Origin of the sequence: Paenibacillus sp. p3-SID1389 (assembly GCF_025151705.1) — a bacterium.
In the GTDB taxonomy this organism is placed as follows: Bacteria; Bacillota; Bacilli; order Paenibacillales; family Paenibacillaceae; genus Fontibacillus; species Fontibacillus phoenicis.
On the sequence record NZ_JALXVO010000069.1, the window covers coordinates 1 to 19,562 of the forward strand.

The 19,562-nt window shown below is 54.0% G+C and carries 19 protein-coding genes; 2 read left to right on the forward strand and 17 right to left on the reverse strand.

The window, feature by feature from the left end; all coding sequences use genetic code 11:
- The coding region (locus tag M3G15_RS19475; protein WP_260071821.1) for a hypothetical protein at positions 1-234 on the forward strand (234 nt) is incomplete at its 5' end.
- A gap of 33 nt (positions 235-267) precedes the next feature.
- Here the strand turns inward: M3G15_RS19475 and sigH are convergent.
- The 10 genes from sigH to M3G15_RS19525 all read right to left on the reverse strand — a co-directional run bounded on the left by sigH (position 268) and on the right by M3G15_RS19525 (position 10,257).
- A complete protein-coding gene (gene sigH / locus M3G15_RS19480) occupies positions 268-921 on the reverse strand; it encodes an RNA polymerase sporulation sigma factor SigH (RefSeq protein WP_009226621.1) in 654 nt (217 codons plus the stop codon).
- A gap of 158 nt (positions 922-1,079) precedes the next feature.
- Positions 1,080-1,601 carry an NYN domain-containing protein gene (locus M3G15_RS19485; protein ID WP_016310701.1) on the reverse strand — a complete coding sequence of 174 codons (522 nt, stop codon included), beginning with the start codon at positions 1,599-1,601 and terminating at the stop codon, positions 1,080-1,082.
- Between the two features lie 4 nt (positions 1,602-1,605).
- On the reverse strand, positions 1,606-2,358 hold the full coding sequence (gene rlmB, locus M3G15_RS19490; protein ID WP_009226619.1) for a 23S rRNA (guanosine(2251)-2'-O)-methyltransferase RlmB: 753 nt from the start codon (positions 2,356-2,358) through the stop codon (positions 1,606-1,608).
- Between the two features lie 31 nt (positions 2,359-2,389).
- A complete protein-coding gene (locus tag M3G15_RS19495; protein ID WP_009226618.1) occupies positions 2,390-2,767 on the reverse strand; it encodes a Mini-ribonuclease 3 in 378 nt (125 codons plus the stop codon).
- A gap of 242 nt (positions 2,768-3,009) precedes the next feature.
- Positions 3,010-4,416 carry a cysteine--tRNA ligase gene (gene cysS / locus M3G15_RS19500; RefSeq protein WP_260071822.1) on the reverse strand — a complete coding sequence of 469 codons (1,407 nt, stop codon included), beginning with the start codon at positions 4,414-4,416 and terminating at the stop codon, positions 3,010-3,012.
- A 323-nt stretch (positions 4,417-4,739) separates the two neighbouring features.
- The gene (cysE, locus tag M3G15_RS19505; protein WP_036646399.1) at positions 4,740-5,399 is read right to left on the reverse strand and encodes a serine O-acetyltransferase; all 660 of its coding nucleotides are present in this window, start codon (positions 5,397-5,399) and stop codon (positions 4,740-4,742) included.
- Between the two features lie 871 nt (positions 5,400-6,270).
- Positions 6,271-7,731, reverse strand: coding sequence for a glutamate--tRNA ligase (gltX, locus tag M3G15_RS19510; protein ID WP_009226615.1), 1,461 nt, complete (start codon positions 7,729-7,731; stop codon positions 6,271-6,273).
- A gap of 73 nt (positions 7,732-7,804) precedes the next feature.
- The gene (gene ispF / locus M3G15_RS19515) at positions 7,805-8,293 is read right to left on the reverse strand and encodes a 2-C-methyl-D-erythritol 2,4-cyclodiphosphate synthase (RefSeq protein ID WP_260071823.1); all 489 of its coding nucleotides are present in this window, start codon (positions 8,291-8,293) and stop codon (positions 7,805-7,807) included.
- A gap of 98 nt (positions 8,294-8,391) precedes the next feature.
- A complete protein-coding gene (gene ispD, locus M3G15_RS19520) occupies positions 8,392-9,096 on the reverse strand; it encodes a 2-C-methyl-D-erythritol 4-phosphate cytidylyltransferase (RefSeq protein ID WP_260071824.1) in 705 nt (234 codons plus the stop codon).
- Positions 9,097-9,168: 72 nt separating this feature from the next.
- Complete coding sequence (locus tag M3G15_RS19525) at positions 9,169-10,257, reverse strand: PIN/TRAM domain-containing protein (RefSeq protein ID WP_009226612.1); 1,089 nt, start codon at positions 10,255-10,257, stop codon at positions 9,169-9,171.
- Between the two features lie 202 nt (positions 10,258-10,459).
- On the opposite strand from M3G15_RS19525, the gene M3G15_RS19530 reads away from it, so the two are divergent.
- Positions 10,460-10,855 (forward strand): nucleoside triphosphate pyrophosphohydrolase family protein, encoded by a 396-nt coding sequence (locus tag M3G15_RS19530; RefSeq protein ID WP_009226611.1) that lies wholly within the window; start codon positions 10,460-10,462, stop codon positions 10,853-10,855.
- Positions 10,856-10,979: 124 nt separating this feature from the next.
- On the opposite strand, the gene pssA is transcribed toward M3G15_RS19530, so the two are convergent.
- From pssA to M3G15_RS19565, 7 genes are all read right to left on the reverse strand, one after another.
- On the reverse strand, positions 10,980-11,714 hold the full coding sequence (gene pssA, locus M3G15_RS19535) for a CDP-diacylglycerol--serine O-phosphatidyltransferase (protein WP_009226610.1): 735 nt from the start codon (positions 11,712-11,714) through the stop codon (positions 10,980-10,982).
- A 50-nt stretch (positions 11,715-11,764) separates the two neighbouring features.
- Positions 11,765-12,841: a DNA integrity scanning diadenylate cyclase DisA gene (disA, locus tag M3G15_RS19540; RefSeq protein WP_036646422.1), complete on the reverse strand. Its 1,077-nt coding sequence runs from the start codon at positions 12,839-12,841 to the stop codon at positions 11,765-11,767.
- Between the two features lie 13 nt (positions 12,842-12,854).
- A complete protein-coding gene (gene radA, locus M3G15_RS19545; protein ID WP_009226608.1) occupies positions 12,855-14,222 on the reverse strand; it encodes a DNA repair protein RadA in 1,368 nt (455 codons plus the stop codon).
- A gap of 239 nt (positions 14,223-14,461) precedes the next feature.
- Positions 14,462-16,906, reverse strand: coding sequence for an ATP-dependent protease ATP-binding subunit ClpC (gene clpC, locus M3G15_RS19550; protein WP_260071825.1), 2,445 nt, complete (start codon positions 16,904-16,906; stop codon positions 14,462-14,464).
- 33 nt (positions 16,907-16,939) lie between these two features.
- Positions 16,940-17,998 carry a protein-arginine kinase McsB gene (mcsB, locus tag M3G15_RS19555; protein WP_009226606.1) on the reverse strand — a complete coding sequence of 353 codons (1,059 nt, stop codon included), beginning with the start codon at positions 17,996-17,998 and terminating at the stop codon, positions 16,940-16,942.
- Positions 17,999-18,010: 12 nt separating this feature from the next.
- A complete protein-coding gene (gene mcsA / locus M3G15_RS19560; protein ID WP_016310686.1) occupies positions 18,011-18,535 on the reverse strand; it encodes a protein-arginine kinase activator protein McsA in 525 nt (174 codons plus the stop codon).
- A 71-nt stretch (positions 18,536-18,606) separates the two neighbouring features.
- Complete coding sequence (locus tag M3G15_RS19565) at positions 18,607-19,065, reverse strand: CtsR family transcriptional regulator (protein WP_260071826.1); 459 nt, start codon at positions 19,063-19,065, stop codon at positions 18,607-18,609.
- Positions 19,066-19,562 lie beyond the last annotated feature (497 nt).

Genomic DNA, 19,562 nt, shown 5'->3' on the forward strand with positions numbered 1-19,562 from the left:
CGAGGCATCCTGCTAATGCTCTACGATTATTTACAGTATAGCTCACGATTTTGGAAGATAAACCCTGGGGAGAGAAATCGATGGGGACAACCCTTCAGCAAAGTGAAGGAGAAAAAGCAGATGTATCAAGCGAATCCGTGCGGCTTCGCCTCTGGTGGGGGAAGTAAAGAACCGTGTCGTCGTGGTAAAAAAAGGGTTCCCTGCAACCAGGTCACCCTTGGGTCTGCTTATTGAATGGTATGTAGCGTTACGATGAAAAGAATAAGTTCAGATACCGCCGTCGCGAACTTCCAGATAACGCTCCAGCTTGCGCTTGACGCGCTGCAGGGCGTTGTCGATCGATTTGACGTGGCGATTCAAATCCACCGCGATCTCCTGATAGGACCTTCCGTCCAAATACAGCATAAGCACTTTGCGCTCCAAATCGCTGAGGATCTCGGACATCTTGTCCTCCAGGCCGGTAAACTCTTCCTGGTTGATGATCAATTCTTCCGGATCGCTCACCTGAGAGCCGCAAATGACGTCGAGCAACGTTCGGTCCGATTCCTCATCGTAGATCGGCTTGTCCAAGGAAACGTACGAATTCAGCGGAATATGCTTCTGCCTCGTTGCCGTCTTGATCGCGGTAATGATCTGGCGCGTAATGCACAGCTCCGCGAACGCTTTGAACGAAGCAAGCTTATCCCCCCGAAAGTCCCGGATCGATTTGTAGAGTCCGATCATGCCTTCCTGTATGATATCTTCGCGGTCGGCACCGATGAGAAAATAAGACCTAGCCTTAGCGCGCACGAAGCTCCGATACTTGTTGATCAAGTATTCCAACGCTTCACTGTCGCCTTCCCGAACCGCCTCGACAATGTCTTCGTCACTTTGGATCTCATAGTCAAACCTTACCCATGTATCGAGTTTGACACTCACCACAAATCCCTCCGGCCGCAACGCACGGTTCCCCGTCACTCATTCAAGTAATACGAACAGTATATATGAAGGTGCATACTAGCGTCAACCGCAAAAGTACCAAAAGATGTAAAGTCGAACTTTGTCAAGGGTATATGGTAGTAGAACTCGAGAATGCCCTTTCATTCCCTACGCCATCGTTCAAACAACTGTCTCAGCTCCGGACTTAGCTTGGCATCCAGCGTATTGCGGCTGGAATTGGCGCTGCGCTCAGCGATTTTGGCCTGGATTTCCTTCTCGCTTTGCTCCACCTGGATCAAGAGTTCCCTGGCCGAAATCCGCAGTGCGCCCTGTCCAAAAATCACATGCTGCTCCACCATATCGCTCGTGGCAACATAGATTTGCCGGCGACGGTGGCTCAGCTCGCCGACCAGCCGTTCAATGCATTCGTCCGCCGTTTCCTTCTCCTTGGTGAATACCAGCTCCACCTTGTTTTGGGTATAGGACTTTCCCAGCCCCGGAACCCGATAAGCATCAAAGACGACGATCACCTTTCTCCCGGAAAAAGCTTGATAATCGGCGAGCCGCTCAAGCAGCCTGTCCCTTGCGGCTTGCAGATCCCGCTTGGACAGTTCCGCCAACTCGGGCCAGCCGCCGATCATATTGTATCCGTCAACCAATAGCACATCGCGCACATCGCGCATGCCTTTATCCTTCAGCGCGTCGTCTGCGCAGCACTTCGTACATAATGACCCCGGCGGCAACCGAGGCGTTCAGGGAATTGAGCCGTCCGTTCATCGGGAGCTTGACCAGGACGTCGCACGTTTCCCGAACGAGGCGCCCCATACCTTTGTTCTCATTGCCGATGACGATCGCCACCGGCCCAGTCAGCACGTTGCCGCTGCGGTACATCTCTTCTTTTGCGCCTACGTCTGTACCAACGATCCATACGCCTGCTTCCTTCAATTGCTCCATGGTCTGAACCAAATTCGTTACTCGTGCCACGGGAACGTACTCCACCGCTCCGGCCGAGGTTTTCGATACGGTGGCAGTCACCGCCGCCGAGCGGCGTTTAGGAATGATCACTCCATGCACCCCGGTACACTCTGCCGTCCGGAGAATCGAGCCCAGATTATGCGGGTCTTCGATCTCGTCCAGAATCAGCAAGAAAGGCGGTTCCCCGCGTTCCTGCGCACGGGCTAGCAAATCGTCCACTTCCGCGTAGGCGTAAGGGGCAACTTGAGCGACCACGCCCTGATGCTGCAAGCCCGGCGCCATTTGGTCCAGCTTGCGCTTGTCCACAAATTGCACGACAATGCCGTGTTTTTTCGCTTCAGCCACGATCGGCTGGGTGAGATGCTTCTGGGCGCCTTCGGCTACCCATATTTTATTGATTGTGCGGCCAGCATGCAGCGCTTCAAGCAGCGAATGCTTGCCGCCAATCCATTCTTGTTCCTCCATCGGAATCCTCCTATGCAATGGTAACGCGTTGTTAGTCACGGTCCCGATTGTCCTCCAAATCGGCAAACCCGTGGGCGATCAACTCGCGGAGGCGGTCATGCGCTCCGGTGTAATACAGATAACCGACCAAGCTCTCAAAAGCGGTGGCAAGGCGGTAATCCTGCACGTTGGCGTTCTTCGGCACCGTGCCGGATTTGGCGTTGCGCCCTTGGCGGACAACGTCTTTCTCTTCTTCTGTGAGCAGCGGCTCGATTCGCTCCAGCAGCCGCGCCTGGGCCTTGGCCGAGACGTACTTCGTCGATTGGCCATGCAGGTGATGGGGCCGCAAGTTCGGGCGGGCCATCACGTGCTGGCGGACGGCGACCTCGTAGACGGCGTCGCCGATGTAGGCGAGGGCGAGCGGCGGCAGCAGCCGAGCCGGCTTGGCGGGCGGATCCGGGAACCAGAGCGCGGCGGGTGCGCCGAGCTCGGGGGCCGCAGGACCGCCCTCTGGGGCGCGCGGCGGCTCGGGAGCCGCGGATTGCGCGGCGGCGCTGGGCGCCTCAGCCGCTAGGTCTGGCCGCGCCGCTGCGGCGGCGTCTTGGCCCGGCCAGGCGTCTGTGCCTAGGCCATGCCGGTCGCCTGCGCCGGCCCTTGGCTCATGCGGCCCGCTCATTTGCGCCGCCATCTCATGCCCTGCGGCGTATCTTCGAGCACGATGCCGCGGGCATCCAGCAGGTCGCGGATTTCGTCCGCGCGCGCCCAGTTTTTGGCCTTCCGCGCTTCGGCCCGCTCCGCGATCAGCGCCTCGATCTCTTCGCCGGGCAGTTCGGTCTCCGGCGGCAAAGCGATGCGCAGCACGCCGTTCATCTCCTCGAACAACTGCAGCGCCGCTTCCAGATCGCCGCGTGCCGTCACCGGCTGCTGCAGCAGCGCATTCACCTCGCTCACCCACTCAAACACCGCCGTAATCGCGTCCGGGGTGTTGAAGTCGTCCTGCATTTTGGCATGGAACAAATTGCGGATCGTTTCCAGCTTCTCTGCCCACTCCGGCGTAACCTTCGTTTCGCCGCCCTGCGGTGCCGTATTCAGCCGATGACGAAGGTTGTTCGCGGCGTTGCTGATCCGTTCCACGCTGCGCTCAGCTTGCTGCATCGTCTCTTCCGAGAAATTCAGCGGATTGCGATAGTGGGTCGACAGCATGAAGTAACGGATCGCTTCCCGTTTATATTGTGCGCGCAAGTCCTTGACAAGTACGCCGTTGCCCAGGGATTTGGACATTTTTTCCCCGTCGATATTGATATATCCGTTATGCATCCAGTATCTGGCCAACGGCTTGCCAGTGGCGGCTTCCGACTGCGCGACTTCGCATTCATGGTGAGGGAACTGCAGGTCCTGGCCCCCGCCGTGAATATCCAGCGTGTCCCCTAGCAGCTGCCGGGACATCGCCGAGCATTCGATATGCCAGCCGGGACGGCCTTCGCCCCATGGGCTGCTCCAATGGATTTCGCCGGGCTTGGCCGCTTTCCAGAGCACGAAATCCTCCGGATGTTCCTTGCGTTCGTCCACGTCGATGCGGATGCCGAACTGCAGCTCGCCGATATTTTGACCGGACAGCTTGCCGTATTCCGGGAATTTGTGCGTACGGAAAAATACGTCCCCGCCGCTTTCATAGGCAAATCCTTTTTGCTCCAGGTCGCGGATAAAGTTGATGATCACATCCATGTTCTCCGTAACCCGCGGATTTGCTGTGGCGCGCGGAATCCCCAGCCCGTCCAGATCCTCGTAATAGGCTTTAATGAACATCTCGGCGACTTCCGGCACGGTGAGGTTCATCTCTTCTGCTTTGCGAATCAGCTTGTCATCTACATCCGTAAAGTTCACGACGTAGTTCACGTCGTATCGCTGATTCTCCAGGTAGCTGCGCACCACATCAAAAAAGATCATCGGCCGCGCATTTCCAATATGAATATAACCGTATACGGTAGGTCCGCAAACATACATCTTCACTTTCCCCGGCGTCAGGCTGACGAACTCTTCCTTCGCCCGGGTGAGGGTGTTATAGATCTGCAATCCCATACTACACTTTCCTTCCCTGTAAGGTTGATTTCTTGTGGTAGTTTTCCAATCGGCTTCCCATCACGATGTATCTCAAAGGGTGGGCTCGGCGTCGAATCGGTCCCCATCGCTAACGGACCTCAGAGACCTTATTGTCTCATTTCCCGGGGATTTCCCGGTTTAACGGACTCCAGCGGCCTTATTCCGCCAAAATCCCATACAGAGCGAGCAATCTTGGGCAAATAACGTCATCTCTGTCCGTTAGGTTTGAGACAGCCCGTATTCCAGTACATTAACGTCTCTAGAGTCCGCTAGACGCGGGAAGCTCGACCGCCAGCACCCGTTCACATCTCCGTCGGCTGCTTCTCGCGCAGCTGTTGCTTGAGCTCTCGAACTTCGCTGCGCAATTGCTCAATCTCACGCTGCATTTCGCGCATCGCGTCGACCACCGGGTCCGGCAGTTGATGGCTGAGCCGGTCCAGACGTTTTCCGTCCTGGCGAACCACTTTCCCCGGGATGCCAACCACGGTGCTGCCGGCAGGTACCTCCTTCAGGACAACCGAGTTCGCTCCAATGTTCGCCTGATCTCCGATCTTAAACGAACCAAGCACCTTCGCCCCGGAACCGATCACAACATTGTTGCCGACGGTTGGATGCCGTTTGCCTTTTTCCTTCCCGCTGCCGCCCAGCGTGACTCCCTGATAGATAACCACATCGTCCCCGATTTCGCAAGTTTCCCCAATGACGACGCCCATGCCATGGTCAATGAACAGCCGATTGCCAATTCGCGCTCCAGGATGGATTTCAATGCCGGTAAAAAAGCGACTGACCTGCGAAATGATGCGTGCCGTCGTATACCAGCGGTGACGATAGAAAAAGTGCGCAATCCGGTGGCTCCAAATCGCATGCAGACCGGAATAGGTAAAGATCACTTCGAACCAGCTGCGTGCCGCCGGGTCGTTGTCGAACACCGCCTGGATATCGGATCGGATTCTCTTGAACATAGTCTTCCCCACCTTCTTTTCCTATCGCAAACAGATACCTAATAAGAAAAACGTCTATCGACGTACATTCAAAGTAGACAGACCGAGTTTAGCGGAAGTTTTTCTTGCGATATCAGGATGCCAATCCCCCGAAGTTTATACTTTCTGATATCTAAAAAAAAACGCCCCTGCAGCTTACGCTGCAGAGACGCCTGACGACGCGGTTCCACTCTGCTTTGGATGAGTTAGCCTCAGGGGCCGGTTGATGCCCATCACAGGTTCAATCAAGCCTTTGTCCTAAGCCGACTCCTCCCTCTTAAGGTCCTTAACGCGGACAAAACGGCGAAAGCTACCTTCGCCTCATTCAAGGCGTGTTCGCATTCGCGGCTCCCGGGTGCATTTCCGCCAGCACGTATCCGGATAACTTCCAGCCTGGTATCTTCTTTGCGTGGTCCGCTCTGAAGGGTCCCGGTTATCCTCTCTGGTCGATACGGCTGATCGCGTACTTCTCCCGATCTATGCCGTTTGGCTCTCAAGGCGGCGGTCTTCCGCCATTCCTCTAGTTGTAAGGTCTATCTGCATTAATATTACCTAATGGACGTCCTACTGACAATGGCAGCCGAAAAAATTTCTCCCTCTCTAACGCTGATCACAGACGCTAATCGAGCAAAAAAGGGGCACATTCAGCGCTAACGCTTGCCAGACACCTTATTCCTTGATTTCAGCAAGGATATGAGCATAATTTGCCACAATAAGCACACTGACAAGCGTTTTAGAACAGAAAACTCGTTCGTTTCGCCTAAATAAGTGCTGTGGCAAGCGTTAGCGCAATATCGATATGCACCGTGTGAACTCTTCTCCCAAGTCAGCTTTGACCTAGCCGCCCGGCGCCCTACAAAGCGGCGATCCGCGCCTTCAACCGATCAACGACCTTGTCCCGGCCCAGCAGGAAAATCGTCTGGTTCAAGTCACGGCCATGCATTTGGCCGGTCAACGCCACGCGGATCGGCATGAACAGGCCTTTCCCCTTGCTGCCCGTCTCCTTCTGCACCTCTTTGATGGCGGCGCCGATGTTCTCCACGCTGAAGTCGGCAAGGCCTTCAACCTTAGCCAAGAACGTCGACAGCACGCTTGGCACTTGCGGCTCGGCCAGCACGGCAGCTGCTTCTTCGTCCACCGACAGCTCGCTGCGGAAGAACAACTCCGACAGCTCCACGATATCTGAAGCAGCTGTCATTTGCTCTTGATACAACGCAACAAGCGCCTCGGCCCATGCTTGCTGCTCCGGCGACAGCTCGGCCGGTAGCCGTCCAGCCCGTTGCAGATGCGGGATAGCCAGCGAAGCGATCCGCTTCGGATCGGCGTTCTTGATGTAATGATTGTTCAGGTGCGCCAGCTTGTTCGTATCAAACACCGCCGGGCTGCGCGATAAACGGTTCGCATCGAAGATCGAAATCAGCTCATCCTTGCTGAAAATCTCCTCTTCCCCTTCCGGCGACCAGCCAAGCAGGGCGATAAAGTTAAACATCGCTTCCGGCAAATAACCGAGCTGATCGTACTGCTCGATAAATTGAATGACCGATTCGTCGCGTTTGCTTAGCTTTTTGTGGTTCTCCCCGACGATCAGCGTCATATGCCCAAATACCGGCGGTTCCCAACCAAACGCATCATAGATCATTAACTGACGAGGCGTATTGGACACGTGGTCCTCTCCGCGCAGCACGTGCGTGATGTTCATCAGATGATCGTCCAGCACTACGGCGAAGTTGTAGGTTGGGATGCCGTCTTTTTTCACAATGACAAAATCCCCGCTGACGTCGGATTCAAACGAAATCGGCCCTTTCACCAAATCGTCGAACGTAAACGTACGGCCTTCCGGTACACGGAATCGGATGCTGTATTGGCGGCCTTCCGCGTCGTATGCAGCCAGTTGCTCCGGCGTCAGGTGACGGCATTTCCCGGAGTATCGCGGAGTCTCGCCGCGAGCCATCTGCTCCTCGCGTTCCTTCTCGAGCTCTTCTTCCGTACAGTAGCAACGATAAGCAAGCCCCCGGTCCAGCAAATCCTGCACCAGCGGGCGATACAAATCCAGACGCTCCGTTTGCCGGTACGGTCCGTAGTTCCCGCCGACATCTACGCTTTCGTCCCAATCCATGCCCAACCACTTGAGGTAGGTCAGCTGGTTCTCCTCACCGCCGGCCACGTTGCGCTTCACATCCGTATCTTCGATGCGGATGATGAATTTCCCCCCGTGATGTCTGGCAAACAAATAATTAAATAACGCCGTTCTGGCGTTCCCAATATGTAAATGACCCGTTGGACTCGGCGCATAGCGCACGCGTACTTCAGCCATTCCAATCCCCTCCCTAGTTTTAAGACGTTGCCGTCAAGGCTCTATCCTTTAGCGAAAATACTACCTCACAAGCTTATGATGATAACATATTCTGAACCAGACAGACAACGCATTGCGCCGCAATGCCTTCACCGCGTCCAGCAAACCCGAGCTGCTCGGTGGTCGTAGCCTTTACGTTAATGAGCTCCGGCTCGGCGCCCAGGGTGCGGGCAATAACCTCCACCATTTGCGGGATGTGCGGGGCCATCTTCGGTTTTTGTGCAATAATCGTTGCGTCCAGGTTGCCGATGCGGTACCCTTTCTCAATAGCCATATCCCATACTCGCTGCAACAATACCACGCTATCCGCATCTTTAAACGCCGGATCGGTATCCGGAAAATGGCGGCCGATATCACCTAACCCCAGCGCCCCCAAAATGGCGTCGCTGATCGCATGCAACAACACGTCGGCGTCCGAGTGCCCCAGCAAGCCTTTCTCATATGGGATATGCACCCCACCGATAATACACGGCCTGCCCTCCACGAGCTGATGCACGTCAAAGCCTTGTCCTACTCTAAACATCCTCTACCCTCTCCCAGTCATCTTTTAATCACGAAGCAGCTCGAGGAGGTGAACTCGACATTGAATCTTGAATTCACTCAGTCGCTCCGCGATGAACTTTACCCCTGCCTCTTCCTCCGGACAAACTCCGCATAATCCAGGTCCTCGGGCGTCGTGATTTTAATATTGTCATAGGCCCCTTCCACCAGCTTGACGGGGATGCCCAGCCGTTCGACCAGCATCGCGTCATCGGTGCCGACGAAGCCTTCCTCGACGGCCCGATCATGGGCCGCCAGCAGGTCGGTACGCCGAAAAGCCTGCGGTGTCTGTATCGCCCACAGGCTGCGCCGGTCCGGGGTCGCTGCGACAAAGCCCTGCGCGTCCGCCTGCTTGATCGTATCCTTCACCGGTACGGCAAGGACGGCCGCGCCATGCGTTCTTACGGCTTCGCAGCAAGCCGTTATCTGCTCACTCGTGACAAAAGGGCGGACGCCGTCATGCACCAGTACCCAAGGCGTGCTGAGATGCAGCAAGCCTTGGCGCACCGAGTCTTGACGCTCAGCCCCGCCCGGAATAATTTGTATTTGTTCGCCTGTGCCATATTCGGCAATCCATGACCGGCACCGGTCCACATCCTGCTTCCCGGTGACAAGCACGATTTGCGAGATCAACGGATGACGCCGAAACACCTCCAGCGTATGAATAAAGATCGGCTTCCCGTCCAGCAGAAGATACTGCTTGCTTTCCACCGTCCCCATCCGTGTGCCGCGGCCTGCCGCCACCACGATGACTCCCGTATCGCCGCTTGCTTGCAACCCTATCATGATCTGCCTCACCTTTAACTGAATTCAACCGCACCGCAGCTAGTGCAGCGCAGTTAATTCCATCATACCGAATTACTGGGCTTTTTCCAACAGTTTTGGTTTGGCAAAAATCATTCGTCCCGCCGAGGTCTGCAGCACACTGGTCACCAGCACCTCCGTAATGGTGCCAATGTAGTCGCGTCCGCCTTCGACGACGATCATCGTCCCGTCATCCAAGTAAGCGACCCCTTGTCCATGCTCCTTGCCGTCCTTGATCACCTGAACCATAATTTCTTCACCAGGCAGCACGACCGGTTTGACCGCATTGGCCAAATCGTTGATGTTCAGCACAGATACGCCCTGCAGCTCGCACACCTTGTTCAAGTTAAAATCGTTCGTCACGACCTTCCCCTGCAGGACCTTGGCCAGTTTGACGAGCTTGCTGTCCACCTCGGAGATTTCCTCGAAATCCCCTTCATAAATCATAACCTTAACATCCAGCTCTTTCTGGATTTTGTTCAGGATATCCAGCCCCCGCCGCCCGCGGTTTCGCTTGAGCAAGTCCGAGGAATCGGCGATATGCTGAAGCTCCTCCAGTACGAACTCCGGAATGACAATCGTTCCTTCGATAAAGCCGGTTTTACAGATGTCGGCAATTCGTCCGTCGATAATCACGCTCGTATCCAAAATTTTGTGTTCCTCTGCCCAGCGCTCCTCTTCCGGAGCGGGAGCCCCCCATTTACCGGACTTCCAAAGCGAGGACAGCTCTTCCTTCTTCGCCAGCCCAACGTAGAGCCCAATGTAGCCAAACAGCGCCGATACCGCGAATTGCGCCATGCTCTCCAGCGTGCCGAGCCAGGACAGCAGGGGGTAGACCATTAAGGAAAGAAGAAGTCCCGCAGTCAAACCGGCCGCACCGGCAGCCATTTCATTCATCGGGATCCGCGTTAAAGCGGCAATCCATGTTTTTACTTTGGAAGAAACGACGTCTGCAGCCATAGAGAACAGGAACAAGAACAGTAGCGCACCAGCCGCAGCCCAGATCAAATTAGCTGCGATCGGGTTCATTTCGCGAAACCAGTCGCTCGCAGCCCCCGGTAACACACCGGACAAGCCGCCGGTCGTATAACCGAACCAGGCCCCGCATAAACCAGCTAGAATCATCGAGTATTTTTTCAGCACGTCTCTCTTCACCTCCTGAATAAGTATCTTCTTTAGCCAGTATGAACCAATTTCAGAGCACCTAATCCTGGACCCTCACTTTTTTCCAAAAAAGTACCAACGAAAATCCAAATGCACCCCATAACGATGGGATTTCAGGTTGATCTTGAAGGAAAAGGTGGAATATAATGAATTCAATTCATAATATTGAGGTGGATGGAAAATGAGCGCACCAAGCCTACAGTCTTTTCAAGACCAAGTTTCTGAACTGTTGCTCCGTCACCGCAGCCTGTTGGATGTCTTGTCGAAGATGGGACAAACCAACGCCGCTGCCGTCCGTTCCGTGACCAAATCCGTAACCGAATGCGGTTGCATCGAGCTGCACGCCACCAAACAAGACTTCGAACCAGGCATGAATTTGCAGCAAGCGAAAGAAACAATCGCCAAGCACGTCCATGGTGAGCTGTGCGAAAATTGCCGGGATGTCATTACTAATGAGCTTGGACGCAACCTTTTCTATATGTCCGCCCTTTGCAATTTGCTGGATATTAACATGGAAGAGATCGTGGAGCGCGAATCGCAAAAATGCGCCACGCTGGGTTTTTTTAACTTATCGTAAGCGTATCTTGTACTTAGGTAATGGGGAAAATGCAATCGTAAGAGGAAATCAAAAAGGCATCGATCCTTTCCGCCCGCGGGAGATCCATGCCTTTTTTCTTATTGGTGGGGTTGTTTGGTTATTCTCATCGTTTGGGACGATACGCTTCTTGAGCATCATTGTCTTCATCGTCCTGATGTTTGCGGCGAAGCAGCCGGTTGATGTTCTGCCGAAGACCGTATGCCGCGTAAATGACCAATGGGATAAAAATCAACTTCGCTGTCTGATCCGGAAATACGACGGCGATCACCACCGCAAAAATTACAACCAGCGGCGTATACACGATGGTTCTCTTTGGTAAGCCGATCTTTTTGAAATTCGGATATCTTACCGTGCTAATCATCAAATACGATAACAGAATCATGGATACCACAAAGTATGGTGCCGAAATTTCCCGGTAAAACAGCGACAGTGTTGCCAGAACCCCGCCTGCAGCCGGAATCGGCAACCCGATGAAATAGCCCGGAGCCCCCTTCTGAACGTTAAACCGGGCCAGCCGCAACGCCCCGCACATCGGGAAGATGATCGTGACTGCCCAAGCGACGCCGGAAGGAAGGCTGTGAAAAGAAATCATGTACATAATCAGTGCTGGAGCCAAACCAAATGATATCAGATCTGATAAAGAATCGAGCTCTTTGCCGAACTCGCTTTGAGCGTTCAGCGCACGGGCGACCCGTCCGTCTAAACCATCGAGCAGCATAGCGACAATTACCATAATGGCGGCCAAGCTAAATCGGCCTTCCATTGCCAGCAAAATCGCCAGCATTCCGAGAACCAAGTTACCTAATGTAAAAAGGTTCGGAAGGGATTTTGTAATCATCTCTTCACCTCGAGTAGATATTCCTGAACCATTCATTGATGATAGGTGATTTAGATTTGTCTGTCAATGAACACCTGTTCCTGCAAGCGTTTGAGCCCCTCTTTGATGGAGCGTGCCCGCACCTCGCCGATCCCGTCGACTTCATCCAGCTCCTCGATGCTGGCCATCATCACATTGGGTAAGCGGCCAAACCGTTCGACCAGATTGTGAATAATGACATTAGGCAAACGGGGAATTTTGTTCAACACGCGATATCCCCGCGGTGAGATCAACTCCTCCGAAGTCGCGGCGGAAGAAGGATAGCCCAAGAGCTTCGTGATATGGTTATCATCCAGCAGCTCATCGTCGGTGGAGCGTTTCAGCCCCATAATAATTTCTCGGATCGCTTCGTCGGAGTCTTCTTTGGCATAGTCTTTATACAGCAGCCAAGCCTCTTCCTCCATGTTGCTGACCAGTTCCTCCATCTGCATGCTGATCAGACGTCCCTCGGTCCCCAATTCGTTGATGAACCGTTTGATCTCCATCTTGATCCGGATGACCATTTCCACCCGTTGAATGACGTTGATCACCTCTGGCAAGGATACAAGCTCCTCAAATTCGGAGGCCGTCAGGTTCGTTAAGGCTTGATTCAGAACGGAGCGGTACTTCTCCAACGTCTGAATCGCTTGGTTCGCCTTGGTCAGGATCACGCCGATTTCCTTCAGGGCATACCGTAATCCCCCTTGATACAGCGTGATAATGTTCCGGCGCTGGGAGATGGAGACGACCAGCTTGCCGGTCTGTTTGGCCACCCGTTCGGCCGTACGGTGCCGGATCCCTGTCTCCGAGGAAGCGATCGAGGAGTCGGGGATAAGTTGAGTATTGGCATACAGGATTCGCTTCAAGTCTTCGCTAAGGATAATGGCTCCGTCCATTTTGGCCAGCTCATAGAGATAGTTCGGCGAGAAATCACAGTTGATGGAGAAGCCGCCCTCAACGACTTCCATGACCTCCGGGCTGTAACCAACAACAATCAGACCACCGGTTTTGGCCCGTAACACGTTTTCGAGTCCGTCACGAAAAGCCGTTCCCGGTGCGACAAGTTTCAGCAATTCGTTCATTTTCTCTGCATGGGTAGTTTCCTTCATCATCTAATGCCCCCTAATCTAACGCAACAGCTAGCGCATCTGCAACGGTATTTACACCTATTAATTGGATCCCTTGCGGACCTTTCCACCCTTTCATGCTCTTCTCCGGCAAAATGACTCGTTTAAAGCCCAGCTTGGCCGCTTCCTTCACGCGTTGCTCCGCCCGGGAAACTGCCCGCACTTCGCCGGTCAAACCAACTTCTCCAAAGAACACGTCATACGGCTTCGTTGGGATGTCGCGGAAGCTTGAAGCTACACTTACCGCGATGGCCAGATCGACCGCCGGTTCATCCAGCTTCACCCCGCCGGCCAGGTTGACGTAAGCGTCCTGATTTTGCAGGAACATCCCCATTCGCTTCTCAAGGACGGCGATAATCAGGTTCATCCGCTGATAGTCTACCCCCGTGGCCATCCGTCTTGGCGAAGGAAAATGGGTGGCTGAAATCAAGGCCTGCAGCTCGACCAGCATCGGGCGCGTCCCCTCCATGCTGGCAACGACAGTGGAGCCCGCCACGCCGAGCGGCCGTTCGGATAGAAACAGCTCCGACGGATTTGCCACCTCCGCCAGGCCGGATTCGTTCATTTCAAAAATGCCAATTTCGTTAGTCGAACCAAAGCGGTTCTTCACGGCCCGAAGCAGCCGATAGGAATGATGCCGTTCGCCTTCGAAATACAACACGCAATCGACCATATGCTCCAGCAGACGCGGTCCTGCGATCGCCCCTTCCTTGGTCACGTGACCGACCAGCACCGTGGCAATGCCTTGCCCTTTGGCAATCCGCATAAACCTTGCAGTACATTCCCGCACCTGTGATACACTTCCGGGAGCGCTGGTAACCTCCGGCAAGTAAACCGTCTGGATCGAATCGATCACCAGGAAATTCGGTTTGACCTGTTCGATCGCTTCTTCGATCCCGTCCATGCTGCTTTCGCACAAGACGAACAGTTCCGCAGACAAGGTTCCCAACCGTTCCGCCCGTAACTTCGTCTGGCGGACGGATTCCTCCCCTGAGATATACAAGACTCTCAGGCCGCTGCGCGCCATTTCATGCGAGGTCTGCAGCAACAGGGTCGATTTCCCGATACCGGGATCTCCCCCAACCAGGACCAGCGAGCCCGGCACGACACCGCCGCCAAGCACCCGGTTTAATTCCCCGATGCCCGTTTGAATTCGCGGTTCTTTGCCGCTCTCTATATTTATGATCGATTCCGGCTTTTCTTTCGCATGAAAAATCCCGGAAGTCATTCCCTGCGTTTTGACGGGTTTCTCCACTTCTTCTACCATGGAGTTCCAAGCGCCGCAGCCCGGGCATTTTCCATACCATTTGGGCGATTCATAACCGCAATCGGAGCAAAAAAACTTATGTTTTACTTTAACCATTTATCTCTCCTTCTCGCCTCTGCAATATTTTACAGACTTAGCAGACACCGTATCGTTAGGGTTACTAAAATTTTACCACCCTTTCGCTTTGATCGAAAGCTATGAGAGACCACGGCCGCCATGGCGGCAGGATTTAAAAAAGGCAGCCCCAAAGCATCGCTTTGGAAGCTGCCTTTCACTTATTTCATCGGCTTTAACGTTACGGATTTGTAGAATTTAACTACATTTTTTTACACAAGTTACGCATTTTTGATGAACGTTCCCGTACGTTCGACCTTCAGTTCACCATTTTCTTCGTCAATCGTCAACGAGTCGCCTTTCTTCACGTTGCCGGTCAGCAGTTCTTCGGACAGGCGGTCTTCGATATGCTTCTGAATTGCCCGGCGGAGCGGACGTGCGCCATACGCAGGATCGTAGCCCACCTTCGCCAGGAACGCCTTCGCCCGATCAGTCAGCGTAAAGTCGACATCGTATTCGCGCAGGCGTTTACGCAGTTCTTCGGACATCAGTGTGACGATTTGACCGATATGTTGCTCCTCGAGCGAATGGAAGACGATAATTTCGTCGATCCGGTTCAGGAACTCCGGACGGAAGCTCTTCTTCAGCTCTTCCATCACTTTGCCCTTCATGTTCTCGTAATCCGCGCCCGCATCTTGAACCGCGGTGAATCCGAGACGTGTATTGCGTTTGATCGCTTCGGCACCAACGTTCGAGGTCAGGATGATCAGCGTGTTGCGGAAATCGACCACACGGCCCTTGGAGTCGGTCAACCGGCCGTCTTCCAGCACTTGCAGCAGAATATTAAACACTTCCGGATGCGCCTTCTCGATTTCGTCCAGCAGGACAACGGAATACGGTTTGCGGCGCACTTTCTCGGTCAGCTGGCCGCCTTCTTCATATCCGACATATCCTGGAGGTGCGCCAACGAGACGGGCTGTGGAGTGTTTCTCCATGTACTCGGACATGTCGATCCGGATCACGGCGTTCTCGTCGCCAAACATCGCTTCGGCAAGTGCGCGAGCCAGCTCGGTTTTACCTACCCCGGTTGGACCCAGGAAGATAAAGGAGCCCATCGGACGCTTCGGATCCTTGAGTCCTGCACGTGCCCGGCGGATCGCCCGGCTGACCGCCTTCACGGCTTCCTCTTGCCCGATGACACGCTCATGCAGGATTTTCTCCATATTGAGCAAGCGTTCGGTTTCCTCTTCCTTCAGCTTGTTAACCGGAATTCCCGTCCAGCTGGCAACGACTTGGGCGATATCCTCCGGCGTAACTTCGGAATCGGTGCGTCCTTGTTTTTCTTTCCATTGGTTCTTCGTCGTGTCGAGCTCTTCGCGAATCTTCTGTTCTGTATCACGAAGCGCCGCCGCTTTCTCGAATTCCTGGCTTTGCACCGCCGCGTCTTTCTCCTTGCGGATGTCCTCCAGGCGGCTTTCCAGCTGTTTCAGATTCGGCGGTACCGTGTACGAGTTGAGCCTTACTTTAGACCCCGCCTCGTCAATCAGGTCGATCGCTTTGTCCGGCAGGAAGCGGTCTTGGATGTAGCGGTCGGACAATTTGACCGCTTGCTCGATCGCCTCGTCGGTGATTTTCACGCGATGGTGCGCTTCATAGCGATCACGCAGCCCGTGCAGGATTTGGATCGCTTCTTCGACCGACGGCTGATCCACCGTGATCGGTTGGAAGCGACGTTCCAGCGCGGCGTCTTTTTCGATATATTTCCGGTATTCATCCAGCGTGGTTGCGCCGATGCATTGCAGCTCGCCGCGTGCCAGCGCCGGCTTCAAGATGTTCGAAGCATCGATGGCGCCTTCTGCGCCGCCGGCTCCGATCAACGTGTGCAGCTCGTCGATAAAGAGGATGATATTCCCGGCTTGGCGAATTTCGTCCATGATCTTTTTCAAGCGGTCCTCAAACTCACCGCGGTATTTCGTCCCCGCAACGACGGAGCCCATATCCAACGTCATGACACGTTTGTCACGCAGCGTCTCCGGAATTTCGTTGTTGATGATCTTTTGCGCGAGACCTTCAGCGATGGCTGTTTTCCCGACGCCGGGTTCCCCGATCAGCACCGGATTGTTCTTCGTCCGGCGGCTCAACACCTGGATCACCCGTTCGATTTCTTTGCTGCGGCCGATCACCGGATCCAAATTGCCCTCTTTAGCCGCAGCTGTCAAGTCGCGGGCCAAGCTGTCCAACGTTGGGGTATTCACGTTCGTTGGGGTGCCGTGATGGCTGGATACGGCCTCACTGCTGCCCAGTAGCTGCAGCACTTGCTGGCGCGCTTTGTTCAAGCTGATGCCAAGGTTGTTCAGGACGCGGGCCGCTACGCCTTCCCCTTCACGAATCAGGCCGAGCAAAATATGCTCTGTCCCAACATACGTATGGCCGAGTTTACGCGCTTCATCCATGGACAGCTCGATCACTTTCTTGGCACGCGGTGTATAAGCGATATTGGTCGGTTGCTCTTGTCCGCGGCCGATCAGCGTTTCCACTTCATCCTGTATTTTCTCAAGTCCCAGACCCAATCCGATCAGTGCCTTGGCGGCGATGCCTTCGCCTTCACGGATCAGGCCGAGCAGTACGTGTTCTGTACCGATATTGTTATGTCCGAGTCTTACGGCTTCTTCTTGAGCTAGTGCCAACACCTTCTGCGCACGCTCCGTAAATCTTCCAAACATCATCTTCTCCTACACCTCCATAGTTGGTACTACCCGTTATTTTCCCATTCGTTCCCGAATGAGTTTGGCGCGGTACATATCCCGTTCCCCCGGGGACATGCTGCTGCTAAATTTCTTCTGCAAAAAACCGGGCTGCGTCATGACGTTCAATTCATTTAGCGCTTGAGTTGATACGCCTTCGATTAACCCTAAGTCAACGCCGAGCCGGACATCCGACAGCCGCTGGGCGGCTTCCTTCGAGTCGATGATGTACGCCTGGGACAAAATCCCGTAGGAGCGCATCACCCGGTCCATCATGCGCAGCCGCGATTCGCTGATCAGCTTCTCACGCGCCGTCTTCTCATGCTGAATGATCTGCAGAACCACGCCGTATAAATTTTCGATGATCTCAGCTTCGCTTTGTCCTAGTGTAATCTGATTTGAGATTTGAAACAAGTTACCCATCGCTTCGCTGCCTTCGCCGTAGATCCCGCGGACAGTTAAGCCGACCTGCGATACCGCAGATAAAATCCGCCCGATCTGCTGCGTCAGCACCAGTGCCGGCAAATGCATCATGACCGAAGCACGAAGTCCGGTTCCTACATTCGTCGGACAGCTGGTTAAGTATCCGCGCCGGTCGTCGAAGGCATAATCCACATGGGATTCGAAAATGTCGTCGATTGCCGTCGCTTTTTCCCAAGCCTCTTGAACCTGGAGCCCCGGATATAAACACTGGATGCGCAAATGATCCTCTTCGTTCACCATAATGCTCAGGCTCTCATCTTCGCTGATGAAGACCGCTCCATTTCTGGAGTCATTCGCCAGGTTCGGACTGATCAAATGCTTCTCAACCAGTACTCGTTTATCCAATTCATCCAAGTCTGCAAGAAGCACCGGGTATAGCTTGCCGTGAGCCTGGAGTGCTTTATCGCTTAGAACCCCCTGCAGAAGCTTCAGCACCTCTTCCGATTGCGTGTTGGTGGCCAACATCGGGAAGGGATGGTGCAGGATGTTGCGGGCGATCCGTACCCGGCTGCTCATAACGATATCGGACTCTTTCCCTTTGCGGCTCATCCATTCGCTCAGCGGCTGTTCGGTAAATCGGAGATTGGTCACCCTACATCCCTCCTACTCTGCAGATAAGTTCTTCTCAAGCTCGCGAATTTGGTCCCGCAGCGCTGCTGCCACCTCGAACTCCTCTTGGAGGATCCGGTATTGCAGCTCACGGCGAAGATCCTCGAGCTTACGTTTTACTTGAATATGACCGCCGATCCGTTTTGGCACCTTCCCGACATGAACGGTATTGCCGTGGACCTTCTTAAACAGCGGATCCAGACGATCATTAAAATATTTGTAACAAGAACTGCACCCAAAACGCCCGATTTTGCTGAACTGGGAATACGTCATACCGCATTCTTCGCAGCGCAGATGTTCTGGTGTGCTGTGCCCGGAAATCTGACCTTTGGTCGCCGGGCCTAAATCAAGGAAGCCCGACAGCAGGTTATGAATCGAAAAGCCGCCCGAGGTGCCGGGAATCAGCTCCCCTTTTTCCCTGGCGCAGGTTTCACAGAAGTGAAACTCCGTCTTCTCACCATTCACGATTTTCGTAAAATGCAAGGTTGCCGGGCGTTTGCCGCATTCTTGGCATTGCATCGCACGTCCCTCCTTACGGGATAGACTAAGACAGCAGATCCTTAAACCTGTATTTGTGTTACATCATGCTGTTAACTCAACAATGAGATTAACATCGCTCGCATCATTCTTGCCCGGATCTGGTCGCGATACGGCAGTTTCACTGCCAGCACATCGCGGGATATCGCCGAGCGCATCATTGCGGCCTCCCGAGGGGTCAAAATACGGGCTTCCTCCAGGCGATAAATCAATCCTTCCGCCGCAGATTGCCCGATCTCTTCCCCAATCGATTCATGCAAGTGGGTGTGCAGCGATGATGGTCCCGGCAGTTGCAGGCGCCGAATCCGAACATAACCGCCACCGCCGCGCTTGCTCTCGACCAGATACCCCTTCTCCAGAGTAAAACGGGTGCTGATGACATAGTTAATTTGCGACGGCACGCAGGAAAATTGGTCGGCAAGTTCGTTACGTTGAATCTCTATAATCCCCTCAGGACTTTCATGCAAAATACTCTTGAGATATTTTTCGATGATATCGGAGATATTACGCATCACTCATCCTCCATTATTCCATACGTGTATCTCATGTTGCGGTTTGACACCACTAAAAGTCGTCAAGAATGGATGCGCGTCTTGGCTTGGAGGCACATCGCAATCGTCAAAATCGGTTGCTTGCCATGGGCGAAGAAGCACATATCATCGTCAAGAACGGATGCTGGCCGCTTGCTATGACATAAGATGCTTATCGCGTCGAATTGGTCATGGCCCGCGAGGCACATCGCATCATCAAGAACGGACGCTGTCATGGCCTAAGAGCATCGCACCGGATGCAGGTAATCACCTATAGGGCGCACTGTGATCCGGTTCTGTTCTGTTGACTTTGACTTTCTTTGACTTTATAAACATTATACCATAATTTGATGATTTGCCAAGAGGGGCTACAGTTTCAGTTCCAGTGTGGACTTTACGCTTACAAAATATTCGTGCTAAAGCGTATGAGAACACAGCCCAGTTGGTGCCTTTAGCACAGCGTGTCCTTCATCTTCAGG

Excerpts from the sequence above, each read along its gene's own strand:
- cysE (WP_036646399.1), bottom strand. The coding sequence starts at position 5,399 with ATGTTCAAGAGAATCCGATCCGATATCCAGGCGGTGTTCGACAACGAC.
- M3G15_RS19565 (WP_260071826.1), bottom strand. The coding sequence starts at position 19,065 with ATGCGTAATATCTCCGATATCATCGAAAAATATCTCAAGAGTATTTTG.
- pssA (WP_009226610.1), bottom strand. The coding sequence starts at position 11,714 with ATGATTACAAAATCCCTTCCGAACCTTTTTACATTAGGTAACTTGGTT.
- rlmB (WP_009226619.1), bottom strand. The coding sequence starts at position 2,358 with ATGGAGGAACAAGAATGGATTGGCGGCAAGCATTCGCTGCTTGAAGCG.
- ispD (WP_260071824.1), bottom strand. The coding sequence starts at position 9,096 with ATGATAGGGTTGCAAGCAAGCGGCGATACGGGAGTCATCGTGGTGGCG.
- mcsA (WP_016310686.1), bottom strand. The coding sequence starts at position 18,535 with ATGCAATGCCAAGAATGCGGCAAACGCCCGGCAACCTTGCATTTTACG.
- ispF (WP_260071823.1), bottom strand. The coding sequence starts at position 8,293 with ATGTTTAGAGTAGGACAAGGCTTTGACGTGCATCAGCTCGTGGAGGGC.
- cysS (WP_260071822.1), bottom strand. The coding sequence starts at position 4,416 with ATGGGATTGCAGATCTATAACACCCTCACCCGGGCGAAGGAAGAGTTC.
- clpC (WP_260071825.1), bottom strand. The coding sequence starts at position 16,906 with ATGATGTTTGGAAGATTTACGGAGCGTGCGCAGAAGGTGTTGGCACTA.
- disA (WP_036646422.1), bottom strand. The coding sequence starts at position 12,841 with ATGAAGGAAACTACCCATGCAGAGAAAATGAACGAATTGCTGAAACTT.
- M3G15_RS19530 (WP_009226611.1), top strand. The coding sequence starts at position 10,460 with ATGAGCGCACCAAGCCTACAGTCTTTTCAAGACCAAGTTTCTGAACTG.
- M3G15_RS19485 (WP_016310701.1), bottom strand. The coding sequence starts at position 1,601 with ATGCGCGATGTGCGCGATGTGCTATTGGTTGACGGATACAATATGATC.
- gltX (WP_009226615.1), bottom strand. The coding sequence starts at position 7,731 with ATGGCTGAAGTACGCGTGCGCTATGCGCCGAGTCCAACGGGTCATTTA.
- radA (WP_009226608.1), bottom strand. The coding sequence starts at position 14,222 with ATGGTTAAAGTAAAACATAAGTTTTTTTGCTCCGATTGCGGTTATGAA.